This is a genomic window from Ignavibacteriales bacterium (assembly GCA_016709765.1).
GTDB lineage: Bacteria > Bacteroidota > Ignavibacteria > Ignavibacteriales > Ignavibacteriaceae > IGN3.
Genome location: JADJMD010000013.1, coordinates 1,224,450 through 1,244,967 on the forward strand (window position 1 = coordinate 1,224,450; position 20,518 = coordinate 1,244,967).

At 35.5% G+C, this 20,518-nt stretch carries 10 protein-coding genes; 2 read left to right on the forward strand and 8 right to left on the reverse strand.

Translation table 11 applies throughout. From position 1 onward, the window contains the following. Positions 1-12 precede the first annotated feature (12 nt). The 4 genes from IPJ23_15070 to IPJ23_15085 form a co-directional block, all read right to left on the reverse strand. Positions 13-1,158, reverse strand: coding sequence for a T9SS type A sorting domain-containing protein (locus tag IPJ23_15070; GenBank protein MBK7631997.1), 1,146 nt, complete (start codon positions 1,156-1,158; stop codon positions 13-15). Further along, positions 1,151-5,164 (reverse strand): FG-GAP repeat protein, encoded by a 4,014-nt coding sequence (locus tag IPJ23_15075; GenBank protein ID MBK7631998.1) that lies wholly within the window; start codon positions 5,162-5,164, stop codon positions 1,151-1,153. Before IPJ23_15075 ends, IPJ23_15070 begins: the two co-directional genes overlap by 8 nt. Positions 5,165-5,355: 191 nt before the next feature. Next, positions 5,356-6,444 carry an IPT/TIG domain-containing protein gene (locus tag IPJ23_15080; GenBank protein ID MBK7631999.1) on the reverse strand — a complete coding sequence of 363 codons (1,089 nt, stop codon included), beginning with the start codon at positions 6,442-6,444 and terminating at the stop codon, positions 5,356-5,358. Positions 6,445-6,495: 51 nt separating this feature from the next. Then, positions 6,496-7,341 (reverse strand): T9SS type A sorting domain-containing protein, encoded by an 846-nt coding sequence (locus IPJ23_15085; GenBank protein MBK7632000.1) that lies wholly within the window; start codon positions 7,339-7,341, stop codon positions 6,496-6,498. A 989-nt stretch (positions 7,342-8,330) separates the two neighbouring features. Between IPJ23_15085 and IPJ23_15090 the strand changes: the two genes are divergently transcribed. Together IPJ23_15090 and IPJ23_15095 are read left to right on the forward strand one after the other, a co-directional pair. Beyond that, positions 8,331-8,909 (forward strand): sigma-70 family RNA polymerase sigma factor, encoded by a 579-nt coding sequence (locus tag IPJ23_15090; protein ID MBK7632001.1) that lies wholly within the window; start codon positions 8,331-8,333, stop codon positions 8,907-8,909. 46 nt (positions 8,910-8,955) lie between these two features. Then, complete coding sequence (locus IPJ23_15095) at positions 8,956-9,771, forward strand: zf-HC2 domain-containing protein (protein MBK7632002.1); 816 nt, start codon at positions 8,956-8,958, stop codon at positions 9,769-9,771. Positions 9,772-9,954: 183 nt separating this feature from the next. Here the strand turns inward: IPJ23_15095 and IPJ23_15100 are convergent, their stop codons facing one another. The 4 genes from IPJ23_15100 to IPJ23_15115 form a co-directional block, all read right to left on the reverse strand. Continuing rightward, positions 9,955-13,023 carry a CHAT domain-containing protein gene (locus IPJ23_15100; GenBank protein MBK7632003.1) on the reverse strand — a complete coding sequence of 1,023 codons (3,069 nt, stop codon included), beginning with the start codon at positions 13,021-13,023 and terminating at the stop codon, positions 9,955-9,957. Between the two features lie 151 nt (positions 13,024-13,174). Beyond that, positions 13,175-13,639, reverse strand: a complete 465-nt coding sequence (locus IPJ23_15105; GenBank protein MBK7632004.1) for a T9SS type A sorting domain-containing protein — start codon at positions 13,637-13,639, stop codon at positions 13,175-13,177. Positions 13,640-15,974: 2,335 nt separating this feature from the next. Continuing rightward, positions 15,975-16,565 carry a T9SS type A sorting domain-containing protein gene (locus IPJ23_15110; GenBank protein ID MBK7632005.1) on the reverse strand — a complete coding sequence of 197 codons (591 nt, stop codon included), beginning with the start codon at positions 16,563-16,565 and terminating at the stop codon, positions 15,975-15,977. Between the two features lie 951 nt (positions 16,566-17,516). Then, entirely contained in the window at positions 17,517-20,510 is a 2,994-nt protein-coding gene (locus tag IPJ23_15115) for a CotH kinase family protein (protein ID MBK7632006.1), read from the reverse strand. Positions 20,511-20,518 lie beyond the last annotated feature (8 nt).

The window sequence follows — 20,518 nt, forward strand, 5'->3', positions numbered from 1 at the left end:
AATACAACAAATTTATTTCATTAAAATCATCTTCTTAGTTTCAACAAAATCATTACTTTCTAATCTATAGATATATGTTCCGCTCGATAGTTCTGAGGCATCAAAAGTGATGTTATAATATCCAGCTTCATACATTTCTTCTGAAATTGTTTTAACTAACTCACCAAGCATATTGTAGATGTTTATTTTTAATTGCGTCTGAACAGGCAATGAAAATCTTATTGTTGTGCTGGGATTAAATGGGTTAGGATAGTTCTGTGACAATTCAAACTGTTGTGGTACAACTTCAACTTCAATAATATCAGAATATTCAAACTGCCCATCATTATCTATTTGTTTTAACCTATAGAGAAACTTGCTTCCGCCGCTAATATTTTTGTCTGTAAATGAGTATTCTTTATCAGAGCTTGAATTACCACTCCCGGAAACAAAACCGATCTTATCCCACTCTTGGCGCTCAGCACTTAGCGCACAGCGTTCAACATCGAATCCAAAATTATTTATTTCAGTTGCTGTCTGCCAGTTAAGAGTTACATTATTGTGTTTGGCCACAACAGTAAAAGAAGTAAGTTCAACTGGTAATGGTTCTTCATCAGGATTTATTGCATTTATAATAACCTGATTTGAGTTCCAGGGTGTTACCGGACCAAGCGCAAATACCTGAGTCGTTACTCCAGTGCCCGTTGTCTTCCACTGCAAATTCATAAAAGCCGAAGAATTATTTATTCCGCTTACTCTGTATCTTCCCATTCTGTGCGTGTTTGATGTATTGTTTATCCTAGCCACAAAATCATCAAATTCGCTTTGATCTCCAAAAGATATCTGGTTAAGATTTATGATGATTTCATTGCCGCTTATTGGTGCGGGACTTGTCGCTAAACGGTAAGTACTTCCTACAGGATTTCCACTTGTTGATGTAAGATTCCAGAATGCAGAACTCTCTCTTACTAATGCGGGATTTGTAAAAGCCGCAGCATTAAAGGTTAGAACAAAATCCGATGTGCCAAGATAAAGATCATTCGTTCCTGTTCTTGTCAGATATATATCAAACAAGAAGTCTGTTCCTACTACCTGCTGGTTTTCAATTGTAAGATCTGCGCTGACTTGTGCAAAAGTTAGACTGCCAAGCAATATTAGAATTAAAAATATCTTATTCATTTTCATATACTCCTGATGTGTTTACTGTTGATAGTTTATCGGTTAAAGTCGGAACCTGAGTAGTTGTGTTCCTGTTGTTCCACACAGCACTTCTATCAGCGGCATTAACGGTACCGCTTAAGTCCACATCCGTTCCATAATAACCTGAAAGATTTCTCTGATTCCAGGCATTACTTCTGTCAGCGGCATTAACTGTCCCGCTTCCGTCTATATCTGCGGTAAAGATTCCGAAGTATCCACCACCTAAATTCTTTAGTGCATTTGTTCCGTATGCTTTGGTTAAATCCGTACGCATATCATACAAAGCAGGACTAAAGTTAATCCCAACTTTATTTGCTGTCATAACCGGCAGATGATTTCTATGTTTTATCACAACAAAGTAATCACCTTCAGGAGTTGATGGAAATTTTATGTTGCTTGTTCCATCCAGATCCACCAGTGTTCCATCATTCTTAAGGAATGCTGCTCTTGTTTCAACTACTGTTGTTTCGCTGCTTCTTAGCTCAACAAGAACCCAATCAACAATGTTTTGAGGCATTGAAGCCACACTTTCTGTTCCAGTGTAGTTCCAGGGGCTTGTGTTATATGGCTGTGTAAGGGGAATCAAATTAGAAGAGTTAAGGAATGTACTCATCTGTCCGCCAACGTAAGCACCTTCAAGAAATATTCTGATGTTTGCAGAAAGTACAACCTCTATACTATCTACACTAAGCGGACTTCCGTTATCGTGAACATCGAATGCCCGAATATAGTAGTAAGCATTACCAGCAAGAGGAGAGCTATCAACAAATGTAGTGTCTGTTGTTGTAGCGATAAGAGTTAAGTCTTCAACCGCGGGTGTGTCGCTCCTGTAAATGTTATAGTTTCTAAAGTCTTGTTCTGTGTTAGCCTTCCAGCCAAGATGAATGTTGCCGCCATTTAAATTTGCGTAGAAATTATTGGGCGCAATCGGTGCAAGGTTGTCTACGCTGTGTCCGTAGATTATGTTTGATCTCCAGTATTGGTTTGGGTTTGATGTTCTTGCGGTAATGCGGAAGTAATAGGTTCCGCTGTTGTTTGTCATAGAATCGTTTGGCGTGTTTGCTATGAATGTGTAATAAACATTTTGCATTGGCTGAACAGAACCAACCTGCGACCAGGAGAAACCATTTACTCCCGGTGGTGTACTCATTTCTACAACATACTCAGTAACAATGTTACTTTCATTTAAAGCATCATAAGCGCTTCTAACAAAATTCAAATAAACTTTTCCACCCTGATCAAAAGGAACATCCTTTACTGACATAGTTCTTGGTTTTACTGGTGGCGGAGAAGATAAATATAAATATGCTCTGCCTGACTGAAAACCTGCGGCACTATTTCCGGGTGCTCCAACAATTATATCAGAATTCCCATCACTATTTATATCGCCCACCGAAGATACAGACCAACCAAAATAATTACTATCCCCAGTACCGGTTAATACTATATCTACAACATTATTCAAAACAACTCCTCCAAAATAAATATATGTTCTCCCCGAATTTGATCCTTCGGCATCATTGTAAGAAGCCCCAACAATTATATCATCATAACCATCACCGTTCACATCACCTGCGTTGGAGACTGAGGCACCAAATTGATCAGTAGCGGCCTCACCGGTTAATATTACATCTGCTAAGTCATCCATTGCCGATCCGCCATAATAAATGTATGCTCTGCCAGCATATGTCCCAAAGGCATCATTATATGGCGCCCCAACAATTACATCTGAATAACCATCTCCGTTCACATCGCCAGCAGTGGATACAGAACTGCCAAAATAATCACCAGCAGCTTCTCCTGTTAATATTACATCTGCGACACTCTTAATAATTAGACCACCGAAATAAAGGTATGCCCTGCCAGCATCTGCTCCTCCTGCATCATTCAGTGAAGCACCAATTATTACATCATCAACTCCATCGCCATTTACATCACCTGCCGCTGAAACTGAATTACCAAAACGATCTTCAGCAGATTCACCGTTCCTAATGACATCTGCAATATTATTCATACTTAGACCTCCGAAATAAATGTATGCTCTGCCGGCATTGGTTCCACCATTATCACTAAAAGGTGAACCAACAATTATATCGCCATACCCATCGCCATTTACATCACCAGCTGCTGAGACTGAATAACCAAAATTATCTCCATCTCCAACGCCTGTTAGTATTACGTCTGCGATATTATCCATTGATGAACCCCCATAAAAAATATATGCTCTTCCCACAGTGGTTAGTGTTAAAAAATCATAACCTGGTGCTCCGACAACCACATCATCATATCCATCGCCATTTACATCTCCAGCTGTGGAGACTGAATAACCAAAACGATCCTCAGTATTTGCACCTAATAATGTTACATCAGCAACGTTATTCACTATTGTTCCACCGAAGTAAATATAAGCGGCCCCGGAATTTGTACCTCCTGCATCGTTGTAAGATGCCCCAATAATAAAATCATCATAACCATCACCATTTACATCACCAACATTTGAAACTGATGAACCAAGTTGATCATTGCTGTTGCCAGTAAAAAATTCATCGGATATATCGCGACCGGTTAAAGTATTAGTGTAAAGGTATGTTCTGCCAGCATTGCTACCATTGGTATCGTTTCTTGGTGCGCCAACAATTATATCAGCATAGCCATCTCCGTTTACATCTCCTGCAGATGAAACAGAAAATCCAAACCAATCACCTGCGGCAGTTCCTGTAAGTATAGCATCTTTAATATTATCCATTTGCTCGCCTCCAAAGTAAACATAAGCCCTTCCTGCATCTGTTCCGCCGGCATCATTTACAAAGGCTCCAATTATAATATCATCATAGCCGTCTCCATTTATATCTCCCGCCCCGGCAACAGCATTTCCAAACGCATCAAAACTTGTTTCCCCGGCAAAAGTTATGTCCGGATTATTATTGGGAACTGCCCCTCCAAAACAAATATGGGCTTCACCATTACCGCCAAATACTACATCAGAATAACCATCACCATTAACATCGCCGGCACCATCAGCATATGCACCAGAATAAATGAGATCATACGCATTGTTCATATTTGTTCCGCCAAGGTAAAGAAAGACAGAACCATCTCCGGGTGCCATAACCAGTACATCCGCAAAACCATCACCATTAACATCACCGGCAAACGATGCAAATTGTCCATATTCACCTGAACCAACATTAGGTGCAGTAGCTAATGTTACATCTGGAGTCGAATTCATTGAAGAGCCGCCGTAAAAAACATAAGCTACGCCAATATCTAAACCATAGACATCATCAAATGGAGTCCCGATTACAACATCCGCATAGCCATCGCCATTCACATCGCCTCCTCCAGCTACACTAAATGCAAAATAATCATCATAATCTGGAGTAGGATTAAAGATGTTTAAAGTTGAATATGTGTTCATTGTAGAATTGCCAAATATTATTGTTGCCCTGCCAGAAGTTCCATCTTCGTGAGGTGCACCAATAATTATATCATCAAAGCCATCACCGTTAACATCGCCGGCTGAGGAAACCGAGAATCCGAATTGTGCGCCATTGCTGGAACCTGAAAACACAGCATCAGGAATGCTGTTTATTACAGAGCCGCCGAAAAACAGATATGCTTTTCCCTGAGATGAAGAATTGAATGGGGCACCAACAATAATATCATCATAACCATCGCCATTAACATCACCGGCACTTGCAACTGAATAGCCGAAGTTATCGCCCGCAGCCTGTCCGGTAAAAAATCTTTCCTGCATTGCATCGGGCAGCGGATCGCCGCCGCTATTGCTTGAAGCAGAGTTTAAGATTTCCTGCAGTTGATTTGTGCTTATACCAAGTTCATTTGCTTTGCTGGTTATGTCAATCCGTTTCTTGGTTTCATCATTAACTGGAGATTTTTGTTCAAGGTATTGTGCGTTAACAGTAATCGTAAATAAGAACAGTAAGCACAAAGTTCTTATCAGTTTATGGTGATGTTTATTCATTATTGTTCCTTTACTTGATTATAAATTTCTTATTAGTGCAAGAACCAGTATTAAAAACGAAAAACCAATTGTTAAGCCTATCGTTTTAATAATACGATTATTAATTTTTTCTGCTTTTTTTATTTCATCAAAAGTTTTCTGCATAGAATGTTCTCTTCTTTTATTTTATAAATGTTTTTGGTCTATGGAAATCATGGTGTAACTCTCACATACCCAAGAAACCATCCGCCAATTACCTGCGAGCCAACTTCTGTATCAAGTAATGTAACTGTGTAGAGCCTGTCCCCCCTAGGTAATAGCACTGAAAGAGGCACAAAAGCACTAACCTGAGTGGCATCGAGTGATGCACCTGTTACTGCAACAGTGGTTGTAAATACTCCATCTGAAAATCGAATAGTATTTGCGAATAAGTTCTCTCCATTTATATAAAAGTCAGTATTAGAAGTGCCGCCTAAAACCTGACCCGGAAGTGTGTTGGAGAATATTTTCAACCTGGGTAGTGATTCGCCTTTCGTTGTTCTGCTGTAGCTTCTGCCGGATCTTGAATATGAAAAAGCATAATCTTTTAGATCCTTGGATTTGCTGCCTAATGAAGCTGGTAATTTCCCTATCATATTCCATGACCCTTCACCAAACGCTATAACATTGTACCAGACGGAATCGATATCAACAGAATTACCATTAATAGTTAGTGTTCCTTCAGTTTTTGTAAGCCCAAATCCTTTACCACTAATTTTAAACTTTTCACCCGGTACGACGTACACACCATTTATACCTAAAGGGTTTATTCCATTATTATTGATAAACGGAACTGCATTGTAATAGACAAAGTAGTCTGGCGAGGTGTAAGTAGGCTTGTCCTTTACTTTAATTACTATGTTTCCCCAACCATTATGTATTCCAACCGGGTACTCATATCCGTCTGTTTTTATTTCTGTATGGTAGGGGATTTTAACTTTAATCTGAGTATTACTTACTTCTAAAACTTCACCCTTGCTTTTTATCGTATCTGTAATGGGAACATAATTACCCGGGAAATAGACTTCCACATTCTGCTTGGAACTTCCAAATCCCTCTCCCACGATAGTTATTACATCTCCCCACATTGGTTTTAGAGGAGTGTAACTATTAATCTTAACTTCAGTTGGAGTTATTGGATCTGGTGGATTATTATCATCAGGATTAGATACGCTGTCTTCTTTTGAACAGGAAGTCAGAAAGAGGAACAAACCTATAATGACAAGAGAAGTAATAATGAATTTTTTATTTTTTGTTTTCATAAAGCCAAACACCTTTTGAATTTTCTGTAATTAATTATTTGTAATAGCTTTTTATTTAATTAGGATCATTTTTTTTGATTGAACATACGTACCTGTTTGAAGTTTATAGAAATAAACTCCGCTTGAAAGTTCACTTGCATCAAATTCTACCTCATAGCTTCCGGCGGATCTGTATTCATCCACTAAAGTTGCAACTTCATTTCCAAGGACATCATAAACTTTTAACACGGACAGGGCAAGCCCTGTCCCTACATTTGGTATACTAAAATTAATTTTTGTGGATGGATTAAATGGGTTTGGATAGTTTTGTGCTAAATAAAAATTGTTTGGTTGATAAGGGTTTTCATCTTCTATTGAAGTAACGCCGCCCAACAATCCATTTGCACCAATGTACTTAGCATATAAGTTTTCACCGGTTCCAGATGGCGGACCAGCATGAGAGAAGATAACTATTGCTCCGCCATTATTTATATCGGGATTTAATGTTACTATTCCAGCATTAACAAATTGATCTGTTAATCTAACAGAGTTACTTTGCCAGGCAAAAGAACTATCCGGATTTATTCGTTGAGCATATATTCCTGGTCCTTGCGGGTTACTGGTTTCAGACCAGGAAACATAAACACCGTTATTATTTGTTGATATACTTGTGTTTGTAAAAGTATAAGGCGTACCGCTTACTTTAATTCCATTAGGTGTCCACTGAGGCTGACCAAGATTGTTAAGTTTCTGTGCATAGATATCGTAAGCAACATTAATTCTCCTTCCGTCTTTCCATATCAAATAATAATCTGAACTGGTTCTGCTTCTAATAATCTTAAAATCAGTATGTCCGCCGGGAACATTATTGATGGCAACATGATTCTCGCCCCATAAACGATTTCCGGTTGTATCCATTGCCTGAGCAAATAAACCTCCACCATTAGCTGCCCATGCAATAACAACTGATTCTCCATTTTCAGTATCTCCCAATGTAACGCTGGTACCTATTTGTGGTCCATCTACGGCTACAAGTTTCCCCGGCGTTGGAAATTTAAGATTACCTGTTGAGTCAACAATCTGGTAATAAATGGAGTAGCTGGCAGTAGTATGTCTGTAAACAACTGAAACTCCCATTGGATTTTTTACCATTCTCGGACTTCGTGTATCAACAGCGCCATCAGTTAAAATGACACCCGTTGAATCCCACATAATATTTCCATTTCTATCAATCCTTTGAGCACGAAGCTGTCCGTAACCATAATAAGATCTTGTCCAGCTTACATAAGCGCCGCCATTATCATCTGGAAGAACACTATATTCGGATAAAGCACCGGGTGTTGGATCGTTGTACTGACTGACCGGCACACCATTTAAATCCCAAAGGGAATTTCCATCAAGATCCATTTTCTGCGCATAAAGATCTGTGGAATTAGTATAATTAGGTCTGTCATCATACCAAAAAACAATTACGCAGCTGTCAGTTGTACCAACTGCAAACGGATATTGCTGGTTCCCATCTGCGATACAAACCGGAATACCATTATCGGCGAAATATGTATTGCCAAGACTATCAAATCTCTGAATATAAATATCATTTCCATTAGCAGAATTTCGTGCATCTGTCCAAGCAACAAAAAATCCTCCTTTTCTATCTAAGGACAGCGAGGGGTAGTTTTGAGCACCAGGGACAGCCGATATGATATTATTTTCCTCTACTGTCGTTCTCCATTGAGCTTTAATAAATGACACGGCGAAAAGAACAAGTAACAAAACTGCGTAAATGATTTTCATAAATTTCCTTTTAATGATTTTGGATTGGTAGTTATTCTATCTCCTATTTGCAGATTGAGGTGAAATATTGAAACTATTTTTGGGTTTTTTCATTTTGTTGATAATATTTCCTTATGGCATTTGAACAGAATGAGAAATTCTTAATAGACCAAATTGTTTTTGGTGATACCGATGCGGAGAATCGACTGTTTTTACATTTTAAAGAAAAGATAGAATTTTTAGTTCGTGCCAGGTTAAGAAATAAAGTTTCTTCCGATGATCAGCAGGATATTATAAGTGAAGCAAAACAAGCAATACTTTTAAGCCTAAGAAAGGGTGGGTTTGATCCTTCAAAAGAGAAGCCGTTGGAAGCATACATTGCAGGTATTGTAAGCAATGTAGTTGCAATGTATTTCAGAAATCTTTCTAAAGAAAAACCAACTGCAGATATTGATTCTTATCATTCAATCGAATCCCCGGACAATCCGTTAAAAGAAATTATTGATGCTGAAAAAAAAGAAAAGTTAAAGTATGCGCTTTCTTGTTTGGATACTAAATATCAAGATGTACTTTTATTAAGAATTTATGATGAACTTTCCATTGAAGAGATTTCAAATAAAATTGGAATTGAAAAGCGTAGAGTGAGCGAAAGAATCAACTATGCACTAAAACTGATTTTGAAGGAATTAAAAAAACAAAATTATTTTCAATAAATACATGCTTTTTGCAAATAGATATTAGAAAGTAAAATTATCAATTATGAAATGCGATTTAATAAATAGAGAAAGTTTAATCAGCAAATACCTGATGAATGAACTTTCTGAGGATGAAAGCTTAAAATTTGAAGAGCATTATTTTAAGTGTGAAGATTGCTTTAAAGAATTGAGAGCCGCAGAAGATGCTTTAATTCTTATTAAGAATGAAGGCTCCGCTCTTTTGCAAAAAAATAATAAGGTTGAGAAAGTAAGTGCTAAAAGTTTTCTAGATAAAATATTTTCGGGATTTGTAAGTCCAGCCCGTGCGGGGATAGCATTTGCTGCTATTGCTCTAATATTTGTTTTGTTTTATGTGTTATACAATCCAAACAGCAGTAACAAAACAGAACCTATTCTTGCTGATGATGGCAAGGATTCTGTTAAACAATTTGTTGAGCAAGAACCATCAGAACCCAAAGATGAAATAAGTCCAAGGCAAAAAGAATCGGAATTATTAGCAAGTCTTTCCGGTCCGGCGTTTGAACAAAATCCCTACTATGAAGAATGGATTAATGAGACTGTACGCTCAGGAAATATTTTAGTTGATAGAGTTATCCTGCCGAAGAATAATGATAAATATATAGACAAAGCTGTTTTATTTAAATGGCTGATGAATGAAAATGTTCCGGTTAATCTGGTAATTATGAATAACGATGATGATATAATATTTACTTCAAAAGTTTCTGCAGATAATTTTCCTGAATATTCATTCTCCGTAAACCAGAGTGACATTGGGAAGTCCGGATTATATTATTGGCGAATAGAAGATGAAATAGAAGTACTTTATCTGGGTAAATTTTATTTTATTAAAAGGGAATAGTGAACGAATTATCGATGTTTTAAAAGTCTAGAAGTAATAGTGTCATTCCCACTAAGGTGGGAATCTACCTTTTTGCAAGTTTTTTGGATTCCCGTTTTCACGGGAATGACACTACAATTTTGACTTTTGTAAGAATCTCCTAATGGCCGCATACATAAAATTAAAATTCCATCGCATTTCCATTTAGTTTGCACCAATTAATAAAAATCCCGCCCACGATCTTGGTCTTGCTGTAACCTGATTTTTAATCAACTTAAGTTTTGCGGCTCTCAATGATACCGAATAGGATTTCCCCGAAGTCATTTGCCTGTAAAACTCAACCATTAATTCGCTAGTATGCTTATCAGAAATTTTCCACAAAGAAAAAATTATATTGGACGTTCCGGAGTACAATAGCCCACGAGTAAGCGCAATCATTCCTTCGCCTTTAAATAATTTTCCCAAGCCGCTTTCGCAGCTACTCAAAACAACAAGATCTGCATTTAAATCTAAATTATATGTTTCGCTTGCGTATAAAATTCCATCATCGGTATAATTTGAATCGATTGGCTGAGCAAATATTACTCCCGAAATATCCGGCCGCTCTTCATTCATAAAACTGTGAGAAGCAATATGAACAATTTTATAATCCTTAACGTTTAATTTGAAAGAATCCTCTTTCGCATCCGAATAGAAGTATGCGGTATTAATCTGTTCCGGCTTCTTAGCAGCAAAAAGATCTATAATAGAACTTATCTCCCACTCACTGTATTTTAATTCATCAAACGTTTTTCCGTCAATCGATAATGATCGAACAACTTCTTCTGAAAGTGCCAAAAGTTCAGTTTGATTACCACTCGAGATTGTATAACCAATTAAATCGTTTTTAGGAAACACCGGGGCAAAGCCGATAAAGTTTTTACTAAACTCATTTTCTGCATGCTTGTTTTTGCTATCATCAAACTTATCGGCATAGAGATTAGCGGAGTAATGATACGACACATCATATTTTTTAATTAAGTATTCCAGTTCACTAAAATTTTTTGTTGAGGTTTTTTGCGGTCTTGTAAACAAAGCTTCAAACGGAAGTTTAAATAAAACATCATGCGGAATAATTATTAATTCTTTCTTATTGATTATCAAGGATTCAATCGGCTTTATGAGTAATTCCGAAAGTTGATTTGAGCTATTTATATAATTAGTGTTATCTGCTTTGATAATAGACGAATAAAAAGTTTTTATCCTGTTATTAAAATCCTCCGGCTTATCAATTGCGGATATTTCAAAGTCATCGTTTCCTATTCGAGCTATATAAATTGACTTATCGCCAACAAAATAATCCAGAATCACAGAATCATCAAACAAAAGTTTTTGAATATCAGACGTTGTTTGAATTCTTGATTGATATTTAAGGTTGTAATAAACGGGGTAACTGTATTCTATTTCGCCAATTAATTTTTCGTGTTGATTTTTAAGTTCAAACACTTTGTTTTGATAGTCATATACTTTTAAGCTGTCCCGCTTACTTTTCTTTTGCAGTTCTAATTGCAGTTGAGAATCATAAAACAACAAATCTTCATTAATCTTTTTTTCTTTTTCTAAAATTTCAGTAGAGATATTTGCAAACTGCTTAGCTTTTGATTCAAGAATCCCTTGCTGCAAAACAGCCGCTTTGCTTTTTTCAATAAAATAAAAAGCTTTTTCTTTATAGATAATATTTCCAGTCAGATTATAAAGCCTTAATGAAGTTTCAACAGCCTGTTCGTAAATAGATGAAGAGTTTTCACCCAGAAAATATTTTGAGTTTTCATTCTTAAAACCCTGAATCATTTTATCGATCAAGCTGTCAGCTAAACTCATCACTGCAAGTGATTTTTTTAATGTTTCCGTTTCTTTTTCCTTGCCTTGATTTTTATACTCCGCTATTGCCAGCAGAATTTTTGATTTTATCTTAAGAGAATTAAGTAATTGAACTTCGGATTGCACAAAATTTAAATGTGGATTAACATCAACATTATCGTCATTAAAATTCAGAACAGACTCAATAATAGATTTTTGAATTGCAATTAATGCGGAATCATATTCCGATTTATTAAAGTAAGTATCAGAAATGTTTTGATAAACTTTTGAAATGTCTGTTCGCTTAGATTCGCCAAGATTCTTCCATACCATTAAAGATTTATGGTATTGTTCAATCGCTTTGTCAAAATCTTTATTGTCGTTATATATTAAACCGATGTTCATATAGCTTTGAGCTATAGAAGGATGATTTTGTTTAAATATTTCCAATCTTAGATCAAGCGCCAAAGTAAAATAGTCCAATGCTTTTTTAAGTTCTTTCTTCTTCCAATAAACCAAACCAAGATTATTATAACTTGTAGCAACAAGATCATGCTTTTCTCCAAGCACACTCTTTCTTATTTCAAGAGATTTTAAATGGTTTTCTTCAGCCCTATCATATTCAGTCATATTCTGATAACAATTACCAATATTGTTATAACTTGAAGCAGTTAGATGATGCTTCTCTCCAAAAACCTTTAATCTTATATTTAAAGATCTTTGATAAAACTCAAGTGCTTTCCCATAATCACCTCTATCAAAGTGATTGATGCCAATATTATTGTAAGAAGCGGCAGTTGAAGAATGTTCATCACCATAAATATTTTTTTTAATCTTGAGTGATTTTAAAAAATACTCCAGTGCTTTTTCTTTGTTGGATCTTTTCGAGTGGATAATGCCTATACTATTATATGTATCCGCAACATCTGAGTGGTTTTCACCAAGAAGATTTATCCTTAACTCTAATGCTTTTTGAAACATCTCCAGGGATTTGTTTAGATCTTCCGTATAGTCGTAATAAATTCCGCTTGATTGATAAATTTGTGCCGCTGTTAAGTTGTTCTCGCCTAATTTATCAACACATAATGTTAGGGCTTCTGATAAATATTTAATTGATTCATCATATTTGCCGAGAAAGCAAAGGTTGTATCCAATATAATTTTTTGCCTGAATATATTTTACCCAAAATTTATGTTCGTCATTTTGTTCTAATATACTTTTATAAATTTCAATCGCTTTTTTTAATAGAATAATTGAACTATCATACTTTGCTTTATATAATAATCCTCTTCCATCAGTATAGTATTCTAATGCTTTTGTTGTGTCAGATAATGTGTAGTTGGATTTAGGATTCATAATATCGTTTTGAGCAATAAGATTGCCCTGAATTATTACAAAGAGTAAAGCTGCAAATAAATTTATCCTATAATTCATAAAATCAAGATATCTTATTTATTAATATTATTGGAAAAATAATTGAGGGAAAATTTTTGAAGCGAAGTTAACTATTAGATAAAGAGTTGTCAACCACTCACAAAATCAATTTGTAAATGGTAACAACTCTTTTTACGATTTATGTAGAAAATTACTTTAGAAGAATCATCTTCTTAGTTTCAATAAGATTGCTTGATTGAAGTTTATAAAAATATATCCCGCTTGAAATATTTTTAGCAATAAAATTAACTTCATAAGTTCCTGCGGGTTTGTATTCATCTGCCAAAGTCACTACTTCATTTCCAAGAACATCATAAATTTTTAATGTTTGATGACCACTTACTGGTGACTGCCAGCCAATTTTCGTGCTTGGATTAAATGGGTTTGGATAATTCTGAAACAGTGCAAACTCTGTTGGTATAGGTGTTTTGTTATCATCTACAATGTTAGTTGACTCTTCAAACAATAATATTTTAAAAGCATCTGCTCTTAAAACCGGTCCAGATGAGCTTTCACCCGAATCGATTACTTTTATAGCAAGTGTGGTTTGCGCAGGCAAAAGATATCTCCCAATGTTCTTCCAGTTTCCGCTTCCTTCGTTTTGATTTAGATACATCGAGTCAATAACAACACCATTTTTGATAATTAGATATAAGGCATTATTGGCAGAATTTATGGTTGTGGGCAGAGTTTCAAAGATATCATAAAATCCATCTTTATTTAACTCAAATGTAAATGTTGCTGTTGGACCATTGGGACTCGATTGAATGTATGCATACCTACTTGAAGTACCATAGCTTTGTGTTACGCTTGTAAACCATGCGCCTGTCTCAGAATAAATACCAAGGTCATCATTATCTACTATTTTAAAATAGTTTTCCACCAAAACAGCAAGCGGTATTTTTTGGATTGGATTTATTGGATCGTTACTATTTATAACAATAGTGTCTTCAAGTGTTCCAATATTATTAGCAATAAATCTTAGTGGAACATTTAGATTCTTCATTCCGGAAATAATAATTGGAAAAGCGGAGAATGATTCAACATTGCCGCCAATGGAATATATATTGGTAACAGCTAAATCATCAATGCCAATGTTACTTAATTCAAGATCAAACAAAACAGTGTCTTCAACACTAACTTCGCCCAGATCTATAAACTGAGTATTAGCGATCAACTGTCTGTCCCGCAGATAGGCTGTAAGTTTTAATGCATCGGCTGCTATCGTCCTAATTATTTGTTGATTGTTTTTTGCTGACATTTCCACAAAATTATTTTCGCCGCTTACAAGATTTACTGTTGCAACATATAACCATATTTTAAATTCATCAGAAATGGAGAGAACGATAGTATCTTCAGCTATTCCGTTTACATATGTTTCAAAATAGACAGTATCAATGTGATTTGATATTTCAGGGAACTGAACAAACACATTATACATGCCTGTCGATTCATTTTCCAGATTCCATTTTACCTTAGCTGAATCTCTACTGTTAAGATTTGCGACTCTTGAATCAAGGTTCCATGCTGTAGATGTAGATGTTGCCCAGTTGCCATAAATTTCACTGTAACCGGTATCTCCATTATCAATAAATTTATCGTCAGATAAATATTTAATGAATGAAGTTGCTAAATTTCCCACTGTGTCCGTAACTGCCACACCAACTTTACCAATTTCGCTAAGAGGAAAAGAGGTACTTGTTCGCCAGATATTTTGTGATACATTTTCACAATTAACTTTAAAGTACCTTTCATATCGGTCTTTAATCGCTACAAACGGCTGCGACTGAAAAATTTCTTCATTTGTGTTTATTAAAAATTTTACTTCCGTTCCAGTTACTTCTTCTGTTAATTGCAAGTTTGGTATCTGTGTATCATTACTCTGCAGCCAAAGCTGGTATGCTTCAATGGCTGTGCAATATTTAAACTGCACTGCAGGATAATTAGTTGCTGATTGATGAGCTATGTTATTTACCTGCTGAATTTCTGTTAAGAAATTTTGATCGGGAAGATGCGACCAAAAACAAACTACTTGATCAGTACCTTGATTTGCTTTTTGAAATATCTGATCCATCATCTGCTGCGTTACAGAACCCATATATTTTGATCTTACATTCCATCCTTTCCCATTTCCACTTAGCTGATAATTATCAGTTGCCGGATGAAAGGGAACAAATTCTGAAGATGACAGAGACCAATTAAAGACATTATCAATCGGTTCGGTGATATCATTGCGCACAGCGGGATAATCGTTATGCAAACTATATGGCAATAAATCATTTAGATAATTTTGCCAATCATTATCCATGTAATGCCATCCGCTTCTAAATGAAACAGGAAAAACATTTTCTTCAAGTAGATATTGAGCAAGAGTAAAATCAAAATCATCTTTTGTTTCTAAAAATGTGTGTGCTTGATTCCACCAGTAATTACCATCAGCGTCATAATCTGTCCACCAGAAAGTATGATAATGTAAAGATAGCTCATCATTCCATGTTTCTATTTTATCACCAAAATATTTTTTCATTAAGTATAATGTCATTGTATTGCTAATGGGAACATTATTATTAGTTGCATATCGGAAAATATTACCCGCCATCATCCACCAGGTCATTTTTAGTTTGTCGCCATAAGAATCCACAATTTGATTCCGAAAAGCATCGCTCATCACAACAGAAGTATTACTGCTTGCCGCAGTAAATAAATCTAAATTGTAATAACAATTATATTTGGCTGTATTCATTCCATCCCAAATCGCGGTATCTGAACCGAGTACAAGATATACTTTGCCTTGTGGTAATATGAACGTGATAATTGAAATAATTATTAAGAAGGAATTTCGCATGAGTATGAGCGATTTCATAGTAACACCAATATTTGGAAAAAATGCTTTACTAATAAAGCAAATCCTGCTTTAAGAGTAAAGCGTTATTGAATTTTTAACGCTGGAGTTATTTTATCAGGATCATCTTCTTCGTTTGAATAAAATCACCGGCCTGTAATCGGTAAAAATAAATTCCGCTTGTAAGTTGAGATGCATCAAAGTTTATTTCATAACTTCCTGCAACTTTTTCTTCACTAACTAATGTTGTTACTTCTCTACCAAGAAAGTCATAAATTTTTAATTGCACAAATTGTGTACTGCTTATTGCATACTGAATCTTTGTCCCCGGGTTGAATGGGTTTGGATAATTCTGATATAAAATAAATTCCATTGGGATTTGTTTTTTTGATTCAACACTAGTTGGAAATCTTGTGAATCCGAGTTTAGATAATGTTGATGAATCTAAAGGCTCAGCATAATACAAATGTGCATTATCTGTCTCGGATTTTAAGAATTCCCATAAATCAGGATTTGATGGATAGATTGTTGAATCCCCAGTGTAAGTTGAATGATCAATTTTTAATGATTGCATCCAATCGCTTGGAATTGGAATTACTTGATGCGGAATAATTACCTTCTTATTTGTTGAATCCCATTTTGTAAGAGTAATAAATCCTGTGTCATTATATTCTTGAATAGCCTGATTAATCTGCCCCATTCCGCGATGGCAATCTGAACAAGATGTTGCATTTTTTTTAATTATGTGGGAATGCGTTGATGAAATTATATAATTAGTTTTACTATTATAACTGTGTGTAACTATAGCACCCAGTTTAACCATTCCATCTTTTTTAATTAGCAAACGATAATCCGTGAATTCATTATTAAATCTTTTCTTTCCTGTTGTTATAAAACTTTCAAAATGACAACCTGCACAACTATAAACCGAAACAGCATGACAAGCTGAACAATCAACCTTATAACGATGACGATTGTGAGAGCCATTATTACTAAGCTGTGTATGACAATTTGTACATTTTGCTTTTACTGCCCCGGAATCTTTTAGGGAAGCATAAAGAATATTTTCATCGCCATGTACTTCTTCTTTGGTATGACAAGATAAGCAAGTCATCCCCTCATTTGTGTGAACATCCATTCCAGAGTAGATTTCTCTTTCCCTTAGTTGCCTTTGATGACAGCTTAGACAAGCATCTTCAGGAACATTAAGCGTGGTTTGAAAATTATGGCAATCAAAGCAGATGGGAGTATAAATTTGCGGGGGTATAGGTTCACCATTTTGATATAAGCCCGTACTTGAGTGACACTTTTTACATGCTAAATCTTCATAAGGGACGTTTGTTATATTTTCCATCCCCCCGTTTTCTGATTTGTAAGCGGTACCAAAACCCGATCTTGTTTTGTGCAAACTATTTGAAAAATGCCATTGAGCAGCAAGCGTTGAATAGAGTGATAGAATAATTATCAGGGTTGATATGATTTTCATGATCCATCCTCATACTTATTATAAAAAGCTATAAGCTATTAAGTAACATTTAAAATAATAAATAGAATTCAATTAATGTTTTTTGATGGGCATTAGTTGGGGAATGAAAAATATTGTTGATTATAACGTAGGGCAGAATCAATCCGCCCCTGATGTTCAAGTAATTTACTTTAGGAGGAGCATCTTTTTAGTCTCAACAAAACTACCAGCTTGTAAACGGTAGAAATAAACTCCGCTTGGATATTTTGTTGCCTTGAATTCTACCTCGTAAGTACCTGCTGTTTTGTATTCATCTACCAATGTTGCAACTTCACTTCCAAGTAGATTATATATTTTTAATGTTTGTTGACTGCCGACTGGTGACTGCCAACTAATTTTTGTGCTTGGATTAAACGGGTTTGGATAATTTTGAAATAACGTAAATTCACTCGGAATTAAATTTTCTTCACCTTCGACTTTCGTGTAGATATCATTTAAATATCCAGGCGTTCCATAAAGTCCTGATGCACTCCAGCTTTCAACGAGAGAATTATCCCTCTGTGGATTTATTAATGCTAATGTTGGTCCATTTCCGTTTGGAAGAGTTGGCCAGATTCCACTGGATGAGTATGATACTTCATCAATTAGATTATCCGAATTATCTTTTAGCATTATATGATCGCCATCACTGCTTAAACCAAAAATTATGTTGCCCAAAATTTTATTTTGGTTTGGATTAAGTTGTTTGAATTTTATTGTATCTCGGCAAAGGACTAAATAATCCTTCGCATAAATTGTTGTTCCGGCAGGAAAAACAAATTGATTCGCCAAGTTATCATCGCCAAACTTCCATCCAGATATATCAACCGCAGCATCATCGGGATTATAAAATTCTATCCAATCTTCTGTATCAAATACAGTAGATGATTTGTAATTAATTTCATTTATCACAATTGAAGTAACCGTTAGTTCGTCTGGCTCAAACAAAGCAGTTAAAGTTGAATTATGCTCAAGTAAAACAGAAATTTCTGGAGTGGTTGCATTTGAAATACCTTCCCAGCCAACAAAACGATAACCCGGCATTGGTAATGCATTAATTGTTAAAGGGATATTATCAAAGAAAACATTTGTTGAAGCATTTTCTTTAACTTCAACCCCTGCTGTAAAAACCTTTCCCCATGAAGGATTATTTCTGCTAATAACGAGGGAAGCCGAGCCCGTAATACCAAACTTAGTATAAAAATGTCCTCTTATATTTACAGGTCTGTCAACAGCAAAGCTGCGCATCATATCTATAAGTTCCTCCCAGGTATCGCCAAAAGAAATTGATTGAGGCCATCTTTCTTTATGTCTTGGAATTTCCGAAGCAATATTTTGCGCCATACTATCGATTACAAAAAGTACATGATTAGGTTCAAAAGTGGTATTAATGTGTGCAGCCATTCTCTGGATAAATTCGTTTTTAAATTCCGGATTATCTAATAGCTTTCTTAACATTAAAGTTGACCAAGGCGGATTTGGCCAATCAGGTCCATTTGTTGCAGTTGCTTGTGCTAATGTATTTGTTGTTGCCAACCCCTGTGAATTGCCGCCAAAAGTAAAATCAAGATCGTAAATCATCCATCGCCATTTTGAACCTTCAGTTCTTTCCCGCCACAACTTCATATTTGATCCGGGCCAATCGCCATTTGCAGAATAAATTTGTGCAATCTGATAATCTATGTACTCATCAATATCTACTATTGATTTTATATAATCATAATTAGGTGGATGCGCCATGTTTTTTGTGGAAAGAAAAGTGATCATATCATTATAAGCAGTTAAATCACCATTGTTTGCGTAAACTCCTTTACTAATCTCAATCAAGTCAATATTATCTTTATTAACCCCATGATGATAAAAAACATAATGTTCGTTCAACTTTTCGCGGATGTTATGAATTCCCCAATATTCACCGTTAATAAATAAAATTGATGGACGATAATCCTGATAATCGACTTTCATTCCTTGCTCAATTAACGTTTGCACCATTCCATCTCTAAACATTGTCCTCCACCAATCTTGAGCAGAACTTCGTAAAATAAAATTATTGTATTCGTAAACTGGGATATCATCAAACAAACGATAGCGGAGTTTATCATTTCCATATTCTCCTCGAAAATAAAATGCAAGAGATTTTTCCGGATACAGGCGGCTACATCCGCCAAAGATTTTAACCCCTGAGTTAACTTTAAATGCAAGTGATTTGTCAAACTCAAAAAACTCTAAGCTAACAGGTCTTTCCCAATCTTGGTTCCAATTTCTTGGTTGTGTACTGCAATTACCAATTATTCCGTTTGTGCCGATAACATAAATTCCTGAAGTATCGCTAAAAAAGTTTGCAGGATCGGTAACAAGAGAGAATACGGGAAGATCAGTTGTTTCATTAATGAAATATGTTCTTGTTTCGGTTGTGCTTGGTGAAAAGCCATCTTTAAATGCACGGAATCTTAAAACAAAGGTTGAATCAATTTGCAAAGGAATAGAATAAACATCACTTGATGCTATTGGAATTGTTCCATCGCTTGTAAAACGAATTGTTACATCTGCTAAGCTATGTGTCGCAGAAACACTAATTGATGAAGAGTAAAATCCACTTTGAATTGATATTATCGGCACGGGAAGAATATTAAAAATGCCAACTTCTAAATTTGCCGATGCTGGTGTTGCAGGAGAAAATTGGAACCAATCGTTTGTTCCATTTGGAAACCTACCGAAAGAAATGTCGGTTTGCTGCAAACCGAAAGTTACTGTATCAACCAATGTTAAAATTGAATTAAACAATCCAATACTTTCACCATCAGCACTTAATTTAAAATTTGCATGATTGCCGGTGTTAGCATCATCGGCCCAGATCAAAACATATCCGCCGGCTTCTACAATAAGGTCATTTTGGAGTTGGAATTTTTGTGGTTGTGATAAATCATCAGTTATGTAATAATCTTTTAAATTAACCGAGGTGGAACCGGAATTATAAATCTCAATCCAATCCGCATAGTTATTAAAATCAGGGTCAGTAATTGTAGTTGAGTTTGAAGCCATAAACTCATTGATAAAAAGTCCTTGTGCATTTAAAGAACAAGAATAAAATAAAAAGAGAATTGCCGTTAGTTTCTTAAGATGTGTAAAAGAAAATATCATTGGTGTAT

Excerpts from the sequence above, each read along its gene's own strand:
- IPJ23_15070 (MBK7631997.1), bottom strand. The coding sequence starts at position 1,158 with ATGAATAAGATATTTTTAATTCTAATATTGCTTGGCAGTCTAACTTTT.
- IPJ23_15075 (MBK7631998.1), bottom strand. The coding sequence starts at position 5,164 with ATGAATAAACATCACCATAAACTGATAAGAACTTTGTGCTTACTGTTC.
- IPJ23_15080 (MBK7631999.1), bottom strand. The coding sequence starts at position 6,444 with ATGAAAACAAAAAATAAAAAATTCATTATTACTTCTCTTGTCATTATA.
- IPJ23_15085 (MBK7632000.1), bottom strand. The coding sequence starts at position 7,341 with ATGGATACAACCGGAAATCGTTTATGGGGCGAGAATCATGTTGCCATC.
- IPJ23_15090 (MBK7632001.1), top strand. The coding sequence starts at position 8,331 with ATGGCATTTGAACAGAATGAGAAATTCTTAATAGACCAAATTGTTTTT.
- IPJ23_15095 (MBK7632002.1), top strand. The coding sequence starts at position 8,956 with ATGAAATGCGATTTAATAAATAGAGAAAGTTTAATCAGCAAATACCTG.
- IPJ23_15100 (MBK7632003.1), bottom strand. The coding sequence starts at position 13,023 with ATGAATTATAGGATAAATTTATTTGCAGCTTTACTCTTTGTAATAATT.
- IPJ23_15105 (MBK7632004.1), bottom strand. The coding sequence starts at position 13,639 with ATGTATCTAAATCAAAACGAAGGAAGCGGAAACTGGAAGAACATTGGG.
- IPJ23_15110 (MBK7632005.1), bottom strand. The coding sequence starts at position 16,565 with ATGGGGCAGATTAATCAGGCTATTCAAGAATATAATGACACAGGATTT.
- IPJ23_15115 (MBK7632006.1), bottom strand. The coding sequence starts at position 20,510 with ATGATATTTTCTTTTACACATCTTAAGAAACTAACGGCAATTCTCTTT.